Raw genomic sequence first — 17,797 nt, forward strand, 5'->3', positions numbered from 1 at the left:
TCCAACATTTGGGGGTCAGTTCAAATCAGCCCTTTTTTATGGACTAATTTTTACTGCTCAGTGAACTACCTCAAATGATCAGCATCTACCTCAATCACAGGGGCTGGCATATCGAGCTGGCGTTTGAATCGGCGTAATTGTTCAAGCTCGTCTAACAGCTCCAGTATCAGACCAATAGCAGGGACGCTGGCTTCAAAGTCGCGGCTCAGACGTGAGGCACGGCGCACGGTTGTCAGCTGATAACCAGTAAATTGCTCACGCTCTGGCACATCATACTCAATGATGTTTTCTTCAATCAATTCGATCACCCATTGGCGCTCTTGGCCACAGGCAGATACTAGCTCATCTAAGCTCATGATAATGTCGGTCAATTCAGGCGAGTGTTTCATAGCTGTTATCCTCGTTTGCGCTTTATTTCATCGTTATCGTATGGTTTTATCTCTATCACAGTGGTTGATCAAACACAGCCATTAACGGTTAATGCTGGTCTCAGAAAAAGCTTGTTTGAGCTGCTCGTAGGCCTGTGTTGCAGCCTCCGTACTGATATCAGGGTTCACGATGTTTAACGTTAAATACAAATCGCCCGCTTGTTTGGCCGGGATACCCTTACCTTTTAGGCGTAAGTTATTACCAGATTTGCTGTTTTTAGGAATCGTCACCGCCAAAGTTCCTGCTGGCGTATTGACGTTAATTTTGTCACCTAATGCCGCCTCCCATGGCGCGATATTAACGGTTTGATAGACGTCCGCTCCTTCGATACGAATGTTATCTGCATGACGAATTTTCACCTTTAAGAATAAATCGCCATTTTTGCCACCACCATGACCAGCAGCACCTTGTCCTGCTAGACGGATTTGCTTACCGTCAGTGATGCCTTTAGGAATTTTAATTTTAAGCGTTTTGTTATCGTACGCCACGCTACCATTAGGCTGGCGGACCGGAACATTCAACTTAATACTATAATCATCACCACTATACACCGAGGCTAAATCAACCGTAATCTCTGCATGCTGATCTTGCCCTTTGCTATCTTGCGTGCCAAAGCCCCCACCAAACTGATCAAAGCCGCCACGCTGCGACTGTCCACCTGCCGAGCCGCGCGCACCGCGACCGAATGCTGAAAAAATATCGTCGAAGCGAAAACCGCCCTCGCCAAACGCTTCGCCATCACCGAACTGATCTTTGACATCTTCCCAACGAAAACCGCCCTGACTACCGCCTGCAGCTTGACCACCAAAACCGCCCCCTTGTCCAGCAAAGGGGTTGTCTAGCATGGCGTCATATTCAGCCCGTTTTTCTTTATCTCTGATGGTTTCATAAGCGTTATTAATCTCGGCAATCTTGTTATCAGCGTCTGGATCATCACTGACATCAGGGTGATATTGACGGACAAGCTTACGGTATCTTTTTTTGATATCAGCGTCTGAGGCGTCTTTTTTGACCCCTAAAATGTCATAATAATTTTTCTCTGCCATGTTATTTTTCCTTATCGTATTTATTATTAACGGTTTACTTAATACATAGTATAGGGATGATGAGGCAATGTTTCATTTTTTGTTGCTGACTGTTGGTGTCTATAGTCGCGTTAATTTTTAGGTGGCACAAATAACCAAATGTCGATACGTAACGGATAATCTCAGCGAGACGGTGTCACTTGTGGGAGATTCCCTGTATCGATAAGAGTTCACCAATCATGGTGCCAAGCCTTACTGACTGCTGGGTTTACAGCCTCGCTTAAAGCAGTATTATAGGCGTGTGTCAGTATGATTTTGGCATCATTGCTCTTTGATAACTGTTGCCGTAGTGTCAATTTAGTAAGTGCATTTGCGGTACGGCCTTCGCGCTGAGCTACCACACAAGACAGCTCAGCACTTTGTGTGTCACGCTTAGCCCGAAGGTCAATCTCGACCCGTTATCTGCATGTCGGTTTTGATTGTGAATCACTACATTTACCATACCATAGCCAAGTAGCTACTGGCCAAAGGTTGCTCCTACCCTTGTACTCACTTAGAAATAAGGACTGTGTTGGTGACCGGTAAACAAATCGGTGCGCGCCCCTATTTTTAATGGCCAAGACAGCGGCTTATCTGCTAATGATTAAGTTAGGTTGTCCATTTACTACCTATCCCAACAGACAAAATCTGTCCGTATCCATTTATGATTATCAAGATCATTACCCCAAAGCGATGTCGACAGCATTAAATATTTCTGGTGCTAAGATCATGTTTAATTTTATAAAAACTACAATATGGTAATAATGTAGAAATATTTTTTACATTAGCTTGGCTGTTATTGCATTTTACTTCTACTAATAGTGTTCAGTGACCATGAGCCGCTTGAGCGGTTGTGTCTCATAGCTTTAGCCTAATTGGATCCCAAGCATTATTTATACTTTTCTACTATGTTGCTGAGAGTACAAGAGACATCACTGATGATTATGTTACACAAATGCTGGTTGACTCTACCATTTAGAGACACCTTTTTATTAGCAGACACTAGGTGTAGCAACGCCTACCGGACATTTTGTCACACCTGCTCACTGGCTGATTTTTTTGGGGCGTTTTTTTGAGGTATGAAAAGGGCAATATTTGAACTTGGGCGTTCTTTTACAGAGCCGTAAGGATAGGACAATTTATGTGCTTTAAAATGAATATAACGTCGATACTCGTAGGGAGTATGGATGATATAGGCAAGAGTAGCTGTCTATCTTATAAATTGCTTAAAGGTATTAAATGTCTTATTTAATCAAGTCTTTGGTTATCACGTTATCACTATTGCTGAGCACCACCGTTTTTGCTGGTAACACCAGTTATTATGGGAGTAAGTTTCATGGAAAACGTACCGCTAGTGGAAGTATCTTTAACATGAACTCTTTAACGGCCGCGCACCGTACGTTGCCGTTTGGAACGAAGGTACAAGTGACCAATCAAAAGACAAAGCAGAGCGTAGTTGTAAAAATTACAGACAGAGGACCTTTTATTCGAGGCCGTATTCTGGATTTATCAAAAGCCGCTGCTGGTCAAATAAACTGTCAACTGTGTACCACGACAATGGAAATATTATCTTATGGTGATGGTAAATACCGTAAGGAATAACGTAATAAAAAAGGGAGGGCTAATGCCCTCCCTTTTTTACGTCTTTTTTTGTATTAAAAACGGCTGTCCCCATCAAACCTGCTAATGAGACTCCTTTATTCAAAACTCGCTTCCATGTCCTCTAACGTCGTCATCGCTAACAGTAGCTGTTCTTCATGGTCACTATGCTGCTGTTGTAGGGCCGTTTGCTCATTGAGCAATACGAGCAAGTCAGGTTTACGGCTGTCTTCGTAGAGGGTACTGTCGGCAAGCTTTTCTTCAAGCGTGTCTAGTTTTTCCGCAATCTTAGCCAATACTTTTTCTGTATTTTCAATATCACGGCGGACGGGTGCGGTTAACTTACGTTGTTCTGCGGCTTGTTTGCGCTGCTCTTCTTTGCTCAGAGCCGATTCAGCGGCTTTTTTTTTCGATGTTACCGTAGGCGCTTTACTACTCGTTTGACTATCAGCTGTTTCACGTGAAACAAACTTTTTACTCTCTTTCTTGTTTTTCTTCTTATGGTTACTTTTATCTTGGGAATTTTCTTGCTTCCGCTTTTCTGCCAACCACTTGCCATAGTCACTGATGTCACCATCGAATTCATCGATTTGCCCGTCATGGACCAAATACAGCTCATCACAGACATTGGCAATCAGCTCACGGTCGTGCGAGACCAATACCACCGCGCCTTGGAAGCCTTGCAATGCGATGGTCAATGCTTGGCGCATTTGTAAGTCTAAATGGTTGGTTGGCTCATCGAGGACAAGCACGTTTGGACGCTGCCAAACAATCAATGCCAAGGTCAAGCGCGCGCGCTCGCCGCCCGAGAACAACTCACTTGGCGTATCGATACGATCACCGCGAAAGTCAAAACTACCAAGGAACGAACGCAATAAGGCGTCTGAAGTCTTACCTGCTAGGCGACGTAGCATCTCTATAGGCGTTGCTTTGGCATCTAGAATATCCATTTGATGCTGGTTAAAGTAGCCTAATTTTAGGGTATCAGACACACGGTACGTCCCTGATAAAATCCCAAGCTCACCCACCAAGGCTTTAATCAGCGTTGACTTACCTGCGCCATTCATACCCAGCAAGCCAAGACGCGTGTCAGGCGTTACTTGTACATTGGCGTTGTAGAGAAGTGGCGTATCGCTATAGCCGATATCCGCTTGTGTCAGCTCAATCAGCGGGGAGCTCATGTTGGCAGGCTCATAAAAGCGGAAAGAGAAAGGATTGTCTGCCATCATCGGTGACAGCTCTGCCATACGCTCAAGCTGTTTGATACGGCTCTGGGCTTGTTTGGCTTTACTGGCTTTGGCGCGGAAACGACGAATAAAGTCATCCAAATGCGCTTTGGTTGCTTGCTGCTTTTCAAACGCTTGCTGCTGCTGCGCCATACGCTCATGACGCGTACGGATAAACTGCTGATAATTACCCGTATAAAGGGTGATTTTTTGCTGCTCAACATGCAAGATGTGACCGACCGTGGCATCCAAGAATGCTTGGTCATGCGAGATCACAATGACCAGACCCGTATAGGCATTGATCCATGTCTCAAGCCATAAGATTGCATCCAAGTCCAAATGGTTGGTTGGCTCATCGAGTAGCATTAAATCCGCACGGCTCATCAAGGTTTTGGCCAGATTCAAACGCATGCGCCAGCCACCCGAAAACCCCTCTACAGGCAACTCGTGCTGGTTGGTATTAAACCCAAGACCTGCCATGATTTGCGCTGCTTTGGTCGGCGTGCGATAGCCATCGATTTCATCGAACTGCTGATGCAAAACACCGATCTGCTCATCACTCACGCTGCTCAAATCATTTAACGCCGCGTTAATCTCATACCACTGCTCATCGCCGCTCAATACATAATCAATCGCCGTCTGAGCACTGGCTCCCACTTCCTGCGCCATGTGCGCCACATGCCAGCTATCTGGGATGCTGACCTCACCCCGATCCAGCGTGACTTCAGTCTCGCCCGTGCCCATTTGCGTCAATAATAAGGCAAACAAGGTAGATTTGCCCGTGCCGTTATTGCCCGTTAAGCCAACCTTGTGGCCCGGATGTAGCTGGAAGCTTGCCCCTGCAAACAATTCACGGCCATCACGGCGAACACCAACGTCTTTAAATTCGATCATATAATTTCTTCATCTCAACAGTAATATAAAATATAAGGCAAGAAAAACACACATCTGGCATGTTAATTGGCGGCTATTATTTCAAACGCATGACCCATAGGCAAACGATTAAATAACTATTTCAAAACTAAGTATTTATTTGCGTAAAAAGCGCTTAGAGTTACAAAAAATAATGAGCGTTATAAAGGCTAAAGTCGCTACATTAAATTTGGTTGGCGGTGACACGCTTGACAAACGATGTGCCACCCCCATTATGATATACTGCTACAAGAGATGTGTCAGCAATCAACGAAAACGTTGTGGTGGCACCAAAGTAATATTTATAATGTTTTAACAGCGTTGCCACAATGACAGCACCCAATCAAATCAAACGCCGTGCGTATCTTTATTTGCAAACAATGCATTGCAAACCCAAACAGGACGACGACAGCCTTTGATCCTAGCAACTGAGGTAGATATGAACGACTCAACCAACCAATTTAACCCAAGCTCGAGCCAACCTGTAGATCCAACCGTCTTGAGCCTCACTGACAGCGCAGCACAAAAGGTCCGTCGCCTACGTGAAGAAGAAGGTGACAGTGACCTGATGCTACGTGTGTACGTGACTGGCGGAGGCTGTTCAGGTTTTTCATATGGCTTTAACTTTGCCAATGACTTAAATGAAGACGATGCCAACTTTGACAATGGTGATGTGACGCTCGTCGTAGATTCGCTAAGTTATCAGTACTTGCAAGGCTCTACCGTTGATTATACTGAAGGACTAGAGGGCGCGCGCTTTATCGTGACCAACCCAAATGCCACCACCACTTGTGGCTGTGGCTCGTCGTTCTCTATTTAAATGAGGACGCATTACTTGTCCGTCATGATGCCTTAAAAGCTCGTCCGCGCTATGATAATACGCTTAACGTAGCGCTTTCAAAGCATCTATCTAATAGGTAGATGCTTTTCGTTTTATACAGTAATAGTAACGCACTGTTTACAAAAACTTTAATCTCAGTATCCGCTGAAGTCTAGACAGTTGAACCCTTGTAAAGCTTATCGTATTTGTAATTGCTCGTGGTTTTCAAGACAGCTTTAAGCTAAACTGACGGCATTCTAAATCCAATATTTACCTCTGTTATGGTCAAACGCCAGTCGTGTTTTGATCCGCCATAATAAATAACAATAGATGACTATTATGAGTAATTTTGCGAGTAGCTTTGTTAATTTTGAAATTCCCAACTGGTTTGACACCAATCTGCTAACGGGTATGCTACGTGGTATCGAAAAAGAGGGGCTACGCGTCAAGCCTGATGGTTACTTGGCCCAAACCCCCCATCCCAGCAAACTTGGGTCAAAGCTCACCCATCCTTTTATTACCACTGATTATTCAGAAAGCCTACTTGAACTCATCACTGAGCCCAAAACCTCACCAAAAGAAACGCTGAACATGCTGCGTCAGCTGCACGTGTTGGTCTATCAAGGCATACCCGAAGGTGAGCTGATGTGGCCGCTCTCGATGCCATGTATGCTGTCGGCTAACGATGAAGACATTCCATTAGCCAATTACGGCAGCTCTAATACTGGTAAGCTTAAAACCTTGTATCGTAGTGGACTTGGTATCCGTTATGGTCGTCGTATGCAGGCGATCGCAGGCTTACACTACAACTTGTCTTTTGGTGATGGATTGTTTGAAGCTTGGCAGTCACAAGTGACTTCAGCGCAAAGCCAGACGCTGACAGAATTCAAAAACGAAAAGTACTTAGGGCTTATTCGTAACTTTAAGCGTCTGACCAGTCTCGTTCTTTACTTACTTGGGGCCAGCCCAAGCGTGTGTCCTTGTTTTATAGCAGGGCGTGAGCATGATTTAGAACGACTAAATGACGCAACCTACTACAAACCTGCCGCAACCAGCCTACGGATGGGCAAGCTTGGCTATACCAATAGTGTGCAAGAGCAACTTGATATTCGTTATAACTATCTACCAGAGTATGTGGATGGGTTGCGCCGTGCCATTCAAACGCCGCATGAAAGCTTTGCCAAGCTTGGCTTAGATGATGCGGATGGCAACCCTATTCAGATCAATAACCATATTTTACAAATAGAAAATGAATACTATAGCCCTATCCGCCCAAAGCAAATCGCGATGAGCGGTGAGACACCGACCGAAGCGCTTGAGCGCCGTGGTATCGCTTATGTTGAATTCCGCGCGATCGATCTCGACCCTTATAGCGATGTCGGCATCCGTCTCTCTAGTGCCTGTTTTTTAGAAGTCATGGCGCTGTACTGTCTGCTGAGCGACTCCCCCAACCTGCTACCTGATGAAGAGGAAGCGCTGGCCATTAACCTTGAGCGCGTGGTAAACGAAGGTCGCCGTGAAGGCTTGCATATCTTAGACAGTGGCAAAGAGAAATTACTCGAAAGCTGGATGCTAGAACACTTAGAACGTATGCAACCGCTTGCCGCATTACTTGACGCTCACTATGGTGGCAACGATTACCGTGCAGCAGTCGCCCTCATGCAAGGCAAAGCGGGACATCCTGAGTCAACCATCTCAGCCCAAGTCAATTCTGATAGTAAGCGTTTGGGCAGCTTATGGCAGCTTGGCTTTACCTTAGCCGAGCAGCATCGTGACTCATTATTACAACAAACGCTGAGCCCAAATACCCAAGCGAAGTATGAAGTGCTGGCAGAAAAATCACTACTACAGCAAGCTGATATTGAAAAAGCCGAAACAGAAGACTTTATGGAATTTTTACAACAGTATCGCTAAGTCTTGACTGTGACCTTCAATGTTTTTGACTGTTATCTTATTTTTATAGATAACTACTTTATAAGAGTAACCATTTGATGCTACAGCTGACCACTTACCGCAGTTTACAAGTATTTTTAGTGATAATGGCCGTGATAGGTATGAGTTTTGCCCTGTTTTTTTTGCAGCGCCATCTGGGGCTTTTACCTTGTCCACTTTGTATTTTTCAACGTATTGGCTTGATGGTCATGGGTGGTTTTGCCCTCATAGCAGCATTATTCAACCCCAAATCTGTGGCTATCAGGTTGGGGTTGTGGCTTGGTAGCTTAGCGGGGATTGGCTGGGCGACTGCGGTGGCCGGGCGTCACGTTTGGTTACAGCACTTGCCTGCTGATCAAGTGCCTTCTTGCGGCCCAGGACTCGACTACTGGCTAGACACCTTACCTATTTTACAAGTGTTTAAAGAGGTCTTTGCAGGCTCTGGCGAGTGTGCCGCTATTGACTGGACGTTTATGGGATTAAGCATCCCTGAGCAGTCTTTGATTTTATTTAGTTTACTACTGGTGGTACATAGTCTGATCTTATGGCGTATCCTGCGACCTGCCACCCATAATCGTCTTGCTTAGTAGCAAATTAGAATTCACGCGGGTTTTCCGCTATAATCCTCTATCGCAGCAGACATGAGTGATATCCTCCTTCCTGTCTGTGTTGAGGTAAGCCCCTATTAAGCACGGCTGCCAACCTTGATTAATCAGATCTACTGGTTGGTTGGATAGTCAGTCTGACCTTTTAGGTAGTTTGTCCATAACAAAAAAACCACAGATATAGCGGTAGCTCTTGCTATCTTGACACAGTCTATTCGCCTTTTGTTTGAACAATGGGGTTTAGTTACGCAACCCTTTTGACCGCTAAACTTGAGACTGTTGGCAACATCCTCTTAACGATAAAAATTTAAATGACGTTATAAATTTAAATGATGTTGTTCAGTTTGCAACCTTTGGTTCTTTGAAAACTTATATATTCTATTATCTTGCATTTTTGACAACAGCGTTGTGTTGCCGATAGTATAGATAACCTTTAGTCACACTGTTTTAAAAACTGTTTTTGGTATGACCATGATATATTTTGCGCCTATTCGCTCTATCCCTCTGACTGTCATTAGACGCGTTGGCTGCTCTTTGCTCGCGTTACCGATTTGTTTGCTGCTTGTTGGCTGCGATAGTGCCTCATCTAATGCCAATAAAGGCGTGGCGACTACCTTTGCTCCTGTGAGTAATTCAGCAGACTCTGATTTACAAAGTGCCGCCGTGCGCTTGCAAGATAGTAGTGTGGGTCAAGTGGAGTCTGATAGCGACTGGGATACAGGAGCGGATGGGCAATCGCTCATTGCTGCCGCCCAGTCTCAATCAAGCAATGAGGCGTATACGCAACAGACGCTGGTGGGATCAGACACGCCTAGCAGTAGCGCTCTACAGGCTACGTTAATGGGCGATTACGGGGGCATGGTTCCTTGTAACTCCTGTGCTAATATCGATGTTACCTTAAACTTGTTTGCTGACGGCTCAGTGCTAAAGACCAATATTTATAACTATCCTGAAACACCACGTGCGCCGCTATTGGAGTCTGGTGTGTATCGCCAAGACAACAATATCATTACCATTGTCTATGAAGACAAAAACATTGAGACTTACTATATTCAAGACAATCATCTCGTGTTAATGGATGAGTACAAAAACCTTGACAGTGACTATACCCTATCGCGTAAATAAGACAGTCACAGCATAGACAATTAGACAGCCAGTCAGAAAAAATAAGCGTCAGCAAATTTGTGTTTAGCCGTTATAAGATAAGGGTAAATCAGTCATATTGATGAGATGAACAACGCCTACATGCTGGGCGTTTTTTATTGGTCATCTAACGGTGTTTACTTTACAATGAGTGCCTGTTGCCACACTGGTATGTTAGTGTCTGTTTGCGCTTTTTAAGACAGACGATAACCAGTGCCGATGATAGTTAGGCAGCAGACCTCCGAGCATTGCCAGCCTTTGAATGCTGCCAAAGTTACGGGGACTCTATCCCTTTTACTCCTTTCATTTAAGTTCGTACGGAACGTCTATGCATATTCACATTCTTGGTATTTGTGGTACTTTTATGGGCTCACTGGCGCTACTGGCCCGTGCGCTTGGGCACACCGTCACAGGTTCAGATGCCAATGTTTATCCGCCCATGTCCACCCAACTTGAGAATGCGGGCGTCACGATCGAGGCAGGCTATCTGATAGAGCATTTACAGCCGGCACCAGATTTGGTGGTCGTCGGTAATGCCATGAAGCGTGGCATGGATGTCATCGAATACATGCTAGACACAAACCTACGCTACACCTCAGGGCCGCAGTTCTTATCTGAGCAAGTGCTACAATCGCGCCATGTGATCGCCGTTGCGGGTACTCATGGCAAGACAACGACGACGACCATGCTCGCTTGGATACTGCAATATGCCGGCATCGACACTGGATTTTTGATCGGCGGTGTCCCCTTGGTCGATACCACTGACGCACGCCTACAGCAAGTCTTCGCACACAGCAGCTATTTGGGGGCAGAAAAAAACAGTGATGATAACTCAAAGACGGGATATTTTGTTATTGAAGCGGATGAGTACGACTCTGCGTTTTTTGATAAGCGTTCAAAGTTCGTTCACTACCGTCCGCGTACCGCTATTTTAAACAATCTAGAGTTTGATCATGCTGATATTTTTGCTGACCTCAACGCCATTCAAACCCAGTTTCATCACATGGTGCGCATGATACCCAGCACGGGCAAAATCATCATGCCAGCCGCGACCATCAGTTTAGAGGACACCTTAGCAAAAGGGGTTTGGACCCCCATTTGGCGTACAGCGGTGATCGACTCTACGGTGCCTGACGCTGCTACAGAAGATAGCTCCCTAAAAAACAGTAGTGACTGGCAAGTGGAGCTGTTAAGTAAAGACGGTAGTCAGTTTAAGGTAGTTTTTGCAGCTGATAATAATGAAGTAGCCGTTGTAGATTGGTCGATGAGCGGCATGCATAATGTGAACAATGCGTTGGTGGCGGTGGCTGCAGCCTATAACGTTGGGGTCAGTGTTTTGACTGCTTGTACCGCGTTATCTGCGTTTGCTGGTATCAAACGTCGCATGGAGCTGATTGGCAATGTAAATGACATCTTAGTTTTTGATGACTTCGCCCATCACCCCACTGCTATCATGACGACCTTAGACGGCGCCAAAAAGAAACTGGCTGATAGACGTATCTGGGCAATCATTGAGCCGCGGAGTAACACCATGAAAATGGGCATTCACCAACACAGTCTCGCTGAGTCTGCCGCGCTCGCTGACCACACGCTTTGGTATGAGCCTACTGGTCTAGAATGGGGTCTAAAAGAGGTCATCGAACAGGCCACTGCCACAAATAGTGAGATTGGCCATCAGCAAGTGCTCTCTAGTGTCGATGCCATTATCGAGCACATCAGCACACATGCGCAAGCAGGCGATGCGATAGTGATTATGTCGAATGGTGGGTTTGAAGGTATTCATCAGCGGCTCTTAACTGTGCTACATCGCAAATAACGCCCCAAATAACAGCTAGACAACCCCTTGATTTAGAGAAGAGCGTAGCTTTGTCATAGACGAGTTACGCTTTTTTATTCTCTGGTTTTTTGATTGTCTTTCTACTGATAGAGACCTCATAACTGACGACGCTAGCGGTTTTGTAACTGTCGCTACCTTTGTAACCTTTCATTTACTTATCCTCTCTGCACATTAGCAAATCCCTGCTTTTTCTCACATAGCTCATACATTGGTAACATTTCGCGCTTACCTTTACGCCTATGCAGTGCTTACAATGTATTTATCAAAATTAGCAAAATATGATGAATGATAATAAATTAGGAGAATAGAATGAGCTTTATTTGGATGATTATTGTAGGTTTGGTCGCAGGTCTATTAGCACGTGCCATTAAGCCCGGCAGTGACCCTATGGGCTGGATAATGACCATTGTACTGGGTATCGTTGGTGCGTTGCTGGGCGGCTTTCTTGCAGGCCTCATCGGTATCGATGCGGATGGCGGCTTTACGGGTCTGATCTTCTCAGTGATTGGTGCCATCATCCTACTTTTCTTGTATGAGATGATCGTCAGCAAACGCGGTGTATAAGTGCTTGCTATACCTCAGCTGAATCAAAAACAGAAAAGCCTTGCAGATTGCAGGGCTTTTTTATGTTGAGTTTGGCTGATACTTTTCGTCCTTTGCCAGCCAAAAAAGTGTGATCTAGGCGGGAAAGTATTGATAAGCATTACTTTTGTCCCCATTTATCTTATAATATCAACCCTATTTTATCCTTATCATTGAGGTGAGCGTTATGGCATTACTCCCTATCTTAAATTACCCAGACCCGCGCTTGCGCACCATTGCCAAGCCTGTCAAGGAAGTGACTGCTGAAATCAAAACCTTAATCGCTGATATGATTGAGACCATGTATGATGCCCAAGGTATTGGTCTGGCGGCCAGTCAAGTTGACCATCATATTCAACTCATTGTCATGGATTTATCTGAAGATAAAAATAGCCCTAGGGTGTTTATTAACCCAAAAGTGACGCCGCTGGTAGAAGAAAAACAACCGTATGAAGAGGGTTGTTTATCGGTACCTGATGTCTATGATAAGGTCGAACGTCCGAATAAAGTACGTATCGAAGCGTTAGATGAGAATGGTGAAAAAATTGATGAAGAGGTAGAAGGCTTACTGGCGGTATGTATTCAACATGAAATGGATCATCTAAATGGAGTAATATTCGTCGATTATTTATCACGTCTAAAACAAACGCGTGCTCGCGATAAGGTGCGTAAAGTCATCAAGATACGTGAAAAACAAGGCGAACACACAGCAGATAAACAGCCGCAAACCACCAATTCTTGATCGGGCTTTTATTTAGCGCCCTTGTCATATAAAGCGAGTGTTATATCAGCCAATTGGCTCATAGGCTTAAATTCATAAGCTTAGAATCATAATGGCATGAGGCAATACAATAGTGATGTGACCTCGCTTTAATTCTCTAACATATATTTTTCTTCATTAAAGGTTTTCTACCATGACCATGATCAAAATTGACCAATATTTTGACCCTGCCGGCTGGCAGAAATTCACCAAAGCGGCTGAAGGTCGCGAGACGCCACTTTTGGTAGTGGACCTAAACCGCATTAAAACCAAATATCATGAAATGGTTGGTTTTTTCCCTACTGCCAAAATTCATTATGCGATGAAGGCCAGTCCTGCGGTCGAAGTCATCGATCTACTTGCTGATCTTGGCTCAAACTTTGACTGTGCGTCAATTTATGAGCTTGATAGAGTACTTGACTGCGGTGTGGATGCGTCACGCATCTCTTACGGTAATACCATCAAAAAAGCCGAACATGTCAAATATGCATTTGATAAAGGCATCACTTTATATGCAACCGATTCAGAAGCAGATTTAAAAAATATCGCAAAGCACGCTCCAGGGTCAAAAATCTTTGTGCGTATCTTGGTGCAAGGGTCAGAGACCGCTGAATGGCCATTGTCACGCAAGTTTGGTTGCCACCCTGATATGGCGATTGAGCTGTTGATTCAAGCTCGCGATTTGGGCTTGGTGCCTTACGGCATCTCGTTTCATGTGGGCAGTCAGCAAAAAGATGTCGCTGCTTGGGATGATGCGCTGGCCAAGGTCAAATACATGTTTGACTGGATGAAAAATGAAGAAGATATTAAGCTACAAATGATTAACTTGGGTGGCGGTTTTCCAGCCAACTACATCAGTGAAGTGAATCCCATCAAGGTCTATGCAGAAGAGATCAATCGCTATCTGACGGATGATTATAATGCCGAAGACATGCCTGAGATTATTCTTGAGCCAGGACGTTCATTGGTCGGTGGTTCAGGGGTGTTGGTCAGTGATGTGGTGTTAATTTCTCGTAAATCAAATACGGATTTGACGCGCTGGGTGTATACGGATGTAGGCTTGTTCCAAGGCTTAATCGAGACACTGGGTGAATCCATCAAGTATCCTGTTTATACGCCAAAGATGGAAACGTCCACCCGCGAAGGTACGGTGGTATTGGCAGGACCCACCTGTGATTCAACTGACATCATGTACGAAGAAGCGGGCTATCAGCTACCTGAAGAGCTGGAGATTGGCGATAAAATCTTTTGGTTGACCACGGGTGCTTATACCAACTCTTACTCATCGGTTGAGTTCAATGGTTTTCCGCCATTAGAAGTGGTTTACGTTGACTAGTTTCCAATCATTGATTGGTTTTTCATAACTGGCATTAATAAAAAGCGCGGCACTGCGAGATACAGTGCCGCGCTTTTTTGTGCTTGATCTTCTCACCAGCCAGCAACTACTGTACTCTTAGAGAAATTACAACCAAGGCGGTTTGGCTTATACAGCCAATAAACAAAGCAATCATACTACTAAGCGTCGCTACCAGCCCTCCTCGAAATTGATTCACCTGCCATTCCTCATGATGAACAAATCAGTAAAGCCATAACTAGAAAAACCTACTCATTTAAGCCTAAAACATCCTGCATGTTATATTGCCCAGCTGACTGCTGAATGATCCATGTTGCCGCGCGTACCGCACCAGCAGCAAAAGTCATCCGCGCTCGTGCACGGTGGGTAATCTCAACGACTTCGCCATCGGCAATAAACATCACGGTGTGATCGCCAATGATCTCGCCTCCACGAATGGCATGAATACCAATCGTCCCTGCTTCGCGCTCGCCCGTTTGACCTTCTCGGCCATACACGGCCACATCTTTTAGTTGCTGTCCACGTGCTTCTGCAACGGCCTCTGCCATCATATACGCCGTACCTGATGGGGCATCGATTTTATGTTTGTGATGGGCTTCAATGACTTCTACATCCGCCTCTTCTCCAAAGGCTTTGGCAGCCATGGCTAATAGTTTTAATGACAGATTGACACCTGTTGAATAGTTACCGGCGTAAACAATGGCCACGTTCTCACTGGCTTGTGTCAATACTTGCTCTTGCTGCTTATTGAAGCCCGTGGTACCGATGACCATAGCGACATTGTGCTCAGCACAAATTTGCATGTTTTGTTCAGTGGCATCAGGCAAGCTAAAGTCAATCAAGACGTCGATGGCATCTACTACCGATTTTAAATCGTCGACTATCTCTACGTTTAAACAACCGATCGCCGCGACTTCGCCCGCATCTGCGCCAACGAGGCTTGAGCCTTGACGTTCAATTGCAGCTTTTAGCGTCGTTTGGGGGTTGTCATTGATGGCTTCGATGAGCATACGCCCCATACGTCCACCCGCACCGATTACCCCTACCTTGATAGATTGATGACTTACTTGCTCACTCATATTTTTATCCTACGCCCTTTATAGTTAATACCGTTGTTTTTAAACACTGTTTGTCGTAAGTTTAGCAAATATCGCCCCATGAATGGTTTTTTATACCACCAATAAAAAGCCCAAAGGTTTCACATGGAACCTTTGGGCTAATATGCTAAACACATCTCTGTTAGGCAGTACTTTTAGTCAAACAAGTCGCCAATCTTTTTAAAGAAAGACTTTTTATGGGGCGACTGTTGATGCTTGCTATCATCATCTAACGTATCTTGGAATTGACGTAGCAGATCTTTTTGCTCACGGGTTAAGTTCACGGGCGTCTCGATGACCACACGGCAAATCAAATCGCCTTTCATCGTCGTACGAACTGGCGTTACGCCTTTACCCCGTACACGTAGCAACTTGCCACTTTGGGTCCCTTCGGCAACTTTGATTTTCACTTTGCCATCTAAGGTTGGAATTTCAACTTCTTTACCCAATGCCGCATCGGTAATACTCACCGGCACATCCATGTAGAGGTCAGCGCCTTGACGAGTGAAGACGTTATGCGGTTTGACACGTACTTCGACATACAGATCGCCATTTTGCACACCCGCACCGCCAGCTTCGCCCTCGCCTGCTAGACGGACGCGATCCCCATCATCGACGCCTGCTGGGATGGACACCTCTAGCGTGCGTGATTTGTCTTTCACCCCATTGCCATGACAGTCAGGACAAGGGTTTTTGATTTGTTTACCAGTGCCGCCGCACTGCGGGCAAGCTTGCTGAACCGCAAAAAAGCCTTGTTGCATACGAACTTGGCCTTGCCCATGACACATCTGACAAGTCACGACATCAGAGGCATCTTTTGCGCCTTTACCATCACAAGTGTCACAAGGCGCAGGGGCAGTAAAACTGATTTCTTTTTTGCAGCCGCGTACCGCTTCTTCGAGCGTCAGCTCAATCACATAACGTAGGTCTGACCCACGACGCGAACGCCCACCGCCGCCACGCGACTGACCAAAGATGTCGCCAAAGTTACCAAAGATGTCACCAAAGATGTCTTGGAAATTGCCGCCACCTGCACCGCCAAAGCCGCCACCGCCCATTCCATTTTCAAAGGCAGAGTGACCCATACGGTCATAGGCTGAACGTTTTTCTTCATCACTCAGTACTTCATAAGCCATTGACGCTTCTTTAAATTTATCTTCTGCATCAGGGTCATCAGAGTTACGGTCTGGGTGATATTTCATCGCCAGCTTGCGGTAAGCCCGCTTAATCTCTTTGCTATCAGCCGTCTTGCTGACACCTAACACTTCATAAAAATCGCGCTTACTCATGGGCTCTCCTATCGTCTTTACAGTCTACCGGCCAGTCGATTCATTAACCCTAATCCATCCTCTCTAACCTCCCACCATCGCACTCTAAGGTTTCACATGAAACATAGTAGAAGATAAGGGGAAAACGAGAAGATAACGTATGAATCTATAAGCGAATACGGCAGGATGCTGCTTAGCCAAATCAATTATTAAAAGTTTGCGCTATTTATGGAGATGGCACAGCGATTTATCAAGCGCTTAGGCAGGGAAAGTGTGAGTTAGGATGAGATAGCCCATACAAAAAGGTTTTATTAAGAAATACACAAAGGTTTTCGTACCGTCATAACGGTCAGCCATGCTAGTATTTATCGCCCTGTTTATTGTTGAATAAACACTGTGGTTCATATTTACCTTCAAAGCATTAATTTGTGATAAGGAATCGATTGTTATGAAGAAGCTGATTGTTTTATTGATGGTCATAGCAGTGGCAGTCTATGCAGGTTCGCCTTATTACAGCGCTTATCAGCTCAAAAACGCTTATGATGCCAAAGATGGTGCCACCATCGCGGCGGCTATTGACTATGATCAAGTGCGACCCAGTATACAGAACCAATTAACCAGTCAGTTTTCGGCGACTATGAGCAACTATCCATTGGTCGCTGAGCTGGGCGGCGAGCCTTTAATCCAAGCCGCCAACAGTTTTATCGCGCAGGCAGTCGATGGCGCGATTACGCCGCAAAATATCGAAAAAATCATCAACACGCAAGGCCAAGCCAATACCGCCACCAAAGAGCTGGCGGCAGCGTGGGCAATCACCAGCAATCAAGTCGACTTAAAAAACCTGATTCAAAATTTAATCATTCAGCGCGGTGATGTAAACGCGGTGGTCCAAAGCCAGATGCAGCAAATAATGCAAAAACAAGCAGCCATACTCGAACAACAAGCAGCCCAAGGCTCTGATAGTGACAAACCAGAACTGAGCTACTGCGGTATAAATTGCTTCCAAATCAGCGGTCAAGTTAAAGGCTATCCCCTCACCATAGAGATGCAGCGTGACGGCCTGATTGACTGGAAAATCGTTGATATTGTTTTGCCTTAAACGGCCGATATCCCAACTCATTATCCCAAATAAAAACCGCCCCATGTGAACCGACCCCCATAAGTTGGAC

Annotated in this window: 15 protein-coding genes; 10 read left to right on the plus strand and 5 right to left on the minus strand. The window is 45.3% G+C overall.

The features are described 5' to 3' along the window. Positions 1–65 precede the first annotated feature (65 nt). A complete protein-coding gene (locus B2P60_RS00680) occupies positions 66–389 on the minus strand; it encodes a chaperone modulator CbpM (RefSeq protein WP_193005677.1) in 324 nt (107 codons plus the stop codon). Between the two features lie 81 nt (positions 390–470). Further along, complete coding sequence (locus tag B2P60_RS00685) at positions 471–1,475, minus strand: DnaJ C-terminal domain-containing protein (protein ID WP_286738897.1); 1,005 nt, start codon at positions 1,473–1,475, stop codon at positions 471–473. A gap of 1,257 nt (positions 1,476–2,732) precedes the next feature. On the opposite strand from B2P60_RS00685, the gene B2P60_RS00690 reads away from it, so the two are divergent. After that, positions 2,733–3,095, plus strand: coding sequence for a septal ring lytic transglycosylase RlpA family protein (locus B2P60_RS00690; protein ID WP_193005680.1), 363 nt, complete (start codon positions 2,733–2,735; stop codon positions 3,093–3,095). A 95-nt stretch (positions 3,096–3,190) separates the two neighbouring features. Here B2P60_RS00690 and B2P60_RS00695 read toward each other — a convergent pair whose 3' ends face one another. Further along, positions 3,191–5,212 (minus strand): ATP-binding cassette domain-containing protein, encoded by a 2,022-nt coding sequence (locus tag B2P60_RS00695; protein WP_286738900.1) that lies wholly within the window; start codon positions 5,210–5,212, stop codon positions 3,191–3,193. A 457-nt stretch (positions 5,213–5,669) separates the two neighbouring features. Here B2P60_RS00695 and erpA point away from each other — a divergent pair, with 457 nt between their 5' ends. The 8 genes from erpA (at position 5,670) to B2P60_RS00735 (ending at position 14,245) form a co-directional block, all read left to right on the plus strand. Then, positions 5,670–6,050 (plus strand): iron-sulfur cluster insertion protein ErpA, encoded by a 381-nt coding sequence (gene erpA / locus B2P60_RS00700; protein WP_227670198.1) that lies wholly within the window; start codon positions 5,670–5,672, stop codon positions 6,048–6,050. 339 nt (positions 6,051–6,389) lie between these two features. Continuing rightward, positions 6,390–7,964: a glutamate--cysteine ligase gene (gene gshA, locus B2P60_RS00705; protein WP_286738903.1), complete on the plus strand. Its 1,575-nt coding sequence runs from the start codon at positions 6,390–6,392 to the stop codon at positions 7,962–7,964. A 77-nt stretch (positions 7,965–8,041) separates the two neighbouring features. Then, a complete protein-coding gene (locus B2P60_RS00710; RefSeq protein ID WP_230710441.1) occupies positions 8,042–8,569 on the plus strand; it encodes a disulfide bond formation protein B in 528 nt (175 codons plus the stop codon). 483 nt (positions 8,570–9,052) lie between these two features. After that, positions 9,053–9,712 (plus strand): copper resistance protein NlpE N-terminal domain-containing protein, encoded by a 660-nt coding sequence (locus tag B2P60_RS00715; protein WP_286738905.1) that lies wholly within the window; start codon positions 9,053–9,055, stop codon positions 9,710–9,712. Positions 9,713–10,058: 346 nt separating this feature from the next. Continuing rightward, on the plus strand, positions 10,059–11,546 hold the full coding sequence (mpl, locus tag B2P60_RS00720; RefSeq protein WP_286738906.1) for a UDP-N-acetylmuramate:L-alanyl-gamma-D-glutamyl-meso-diaminopimelate ligase: 1,488 nt from the start codon (positions 10,059–10,061) through the stop codon (positions 11,544–11,546). A 330-nt stretch (positions 11,547–11,876) separates the two neighbouring features. Next, the gene (locus B2P60_RS00725; RefSeq protein ID WP_198334763.1) at positions 11,877–12,131 is read left to right on the plus strand and encodes a GlsB/YeaQ/YmgE family stress response membrane protein; all 255 of its coding nucleotides are present in this window, start codon (positions 11,877–11,879) and stop codon (positions 12,129–12,131) included. A 205-nt stretch (positions 12,132–12,336) separates the two neighbouring features. Then, positions 12,337–12,891 carry a peptide deformylase gene (gene def / locus B2P60_RS00730; protein ID WP_198334764.1) on the plus strand — a complete coding sequence of 185 codons (555 nt, stop codon included), beginning with the start codon at positions 12,337–12,339 and terminating at the stop codon, positions 12,889–12,891. Positions 12,892–13,069: 178 nt separating this feature from the next. Beyond that, positions 13,070–14,245, plus strand: coding sequence for a type III PLP-dependent enzyme (locus tag B2P60_RS00735; protein WP_286738911.1), 1,176 nt, complete (start codon positions 13,070–13,072; stop codon positions 14,243–14,245). A gap of 266 nt (positions 14,246–14,511) precedes the next feature. On the opposite strand, the gene dapB is transcribed toward B2P60_RS00735, so the two are convergent. Both dapB and dnaJ read right to left on the minus strand, forming a co-directional pair. Continuing rightward, on the minus strand, positions 14,512–15,342 hold the full coding sequence (gene dapB / locus B2P60_RS00740; protein WP_286738908.1) for a 4-hydroxy-tetrahydrodipicolinate reductase: 831 nt from the start codon (positions 15,340–15,342) through the stop codon (positions 14,512–14,514). A 173-nt stretch (positions 15,343–15,515) separates the two neighbouring features. After that, entirely contained in the window at positions 15,516–16,649 is a 1,134-nt protein-coding gene (gene dnaJ / locus B2P60_RS00745; RefSeq protein ID WP_193005689.1) for a molecular chaperone DnaJ, read from the minus strand. 427 nt (positions 16,650–17,076) lie between these two features. On the opposite strand from dnaJ, the gene B2P60_RS00750 reads away from it, so the two are divergent. Next, complete coding sequence (locus tag B2P60_RS00750; protein WP_286738910.1) at positions 17,077–17,727, plus strand: DUF2939 domain-containing protein; 651 nt, start codon at positions 17,077–17,079, stop codon at positions 17,725–17,727. Positions 17,728–17,797: the final 70 nt, after the last annotated feature.

Source organism: Psychrobacter sp. UBA3068 (assembly GCF_002366815.1).
GTDB lineage: Bacteria > Pseudomonadota > Gammaproteobacteria > Pseudomonadales > Moraxellaceae > Psychrobacter > Psychrobacter namhaensis.